Source organism: Streptomyces sp. 7R007 (assembly GCF_054850255.1).
In genome coordinates this window covers 1-1,293 of record NZ_JBTWMV010000142.1, presented here as the reverse complement: position 1 = coordinate 1,293, position 1,293 = coordinate 1, and the positions used below count along the sequence as shown (strand labels likewise).

General features: G+C 70.6%; 2 protein-coding genes. One reads left to right on the top strand and one right to left on the bottom strand.

Translation table 11 applies throughout. The features are described 5' to 3' along the window. A partial coding sequence (locus ACYF6T_RS44485; RefSeq protein ID WP_461703695.1) for an oligopeptide/dipeptide ABC transporter ATP-binding protein occupies positions 1 to 598 on the top strand: 598 nt, incomplete at its 5' end. Positions 599 to 737: 139 nt separating this feature from the next. Here ACYF6T_RS44485 and ACYF6T_RS44480 read toward each other — a convergent pair. Continuing rightward, positions 738 to 1,293 (bottom strand): oligopeptide/dipeptide ABC transporter ATP-binding protein (locus tag ACYF6T_RS44480; protein WP_461703694.1); only part of this gene is annotated, 556 nt, incomplete at its 5' end.

Genomic DNA, 1,293 nt, shown 5'->3' with positions numbered 1-1,293 from the left:
TCAGCGCCAGCGCATCGGCGTGGCACGGGCGTTGGCGCTGGAGCCGAAGCTGATCGTGGCGGACGAGCCGGTCTCCGCCCTCGACGTCTCCATCCAGGCGCAGGTCGTCAACCTGCTGCAGAAGGTGCAGCAGGAGCTGGGCATCGCGTTCCTGTTCATCGCCCACGACCTCGCGGTGGTACGCCACTTCTCGCAGCGTGTGGCGGTCATGTACCTCGGCAAGATCATCGAGGTCGGCGACCGCGAGTCCATCTACGCCCGCCCCCGCCACCCCTACACCCACGCCCTGCTCTCCGCCGTCCCCGAGGTCAGCCTCGACGGCGAGCAGGACGCCGGCGGCCGCGAGCGCATCCGCCTCGCCGGTGACGTGCCGTCCCCCATCGCCCCGCCCTCCGGCTGCCGTTTCCGCACGCGGTGCTGGAAGGCGCAGGACAAGTGCGCGGCCGAGGAACCGCCGCTGGTCCGGCTCTCCGGCAACAAGGAAGGCCATCTGACGGCCTGTCACTTCCCGGAGGACCCCACCATCGAGGCCCGGGACGAGGACATCGTGCTGGACCCGGCGCTGGCGGCGCTGGAGGAGGACGCCGGCGACGACTGACGCCAGGGGATGTGAAGAAGGCCCGCGCCTGGGGAGGCGCGGGCCTTCGTTCCCCTGGACCGGACGTTCGTGGGCTCGGGTCAATGGGCCGTGGAAGTCCGTTCCGCAAGGACCGCGGACTGACGGAAAAGGGGTGTTGTCAGGCCGCGGCCTCGGGGTCCTCGGTGAGCGCGGGAACGGCGTCCTGCGTCTCGGGGTAGTGACAGGCGGTCAGGTGGCCCGGCTTGTTGCCCTCGACCTGGACCAGCGGCGGGGCCTCGGTCGCGCACTTCTCCGTCGCCTTCCAGCAGCGGGTGCGGAACCGGCAGCCCGAGGGCGGGTTCAGCGGCGAGGGCACGTCGCCGGTCAGGCGGATGCGCTCGCGGGCCGGCGTCTGGTCCACCGTGGCCTCGGGCACGGCGGACAGCAGGGCCCGCGTGTAGGGGTGGCGCGGGTTGCCGTACAGGTCGTCGCGGTCGGCGATCTCGACGATCTTACCGAGGTACATGACCGCCACGCGCTGTGAGAAGTGGCGTACCACCGCGAGGTCGTGGGCGATGAAGACGAAGGCGATGCCGAGCTCGTCCTGGACTTTCTGCAGCAGGTTGACGACCTGTGCCTGGATGGAGACGTCGAGGGCGGAGACCGGCTCGTCCGCCACGATCAGCTTCGGCTCCAGCGCCAACGCCCGTGCCACACCGATACGTTGGCGCTGG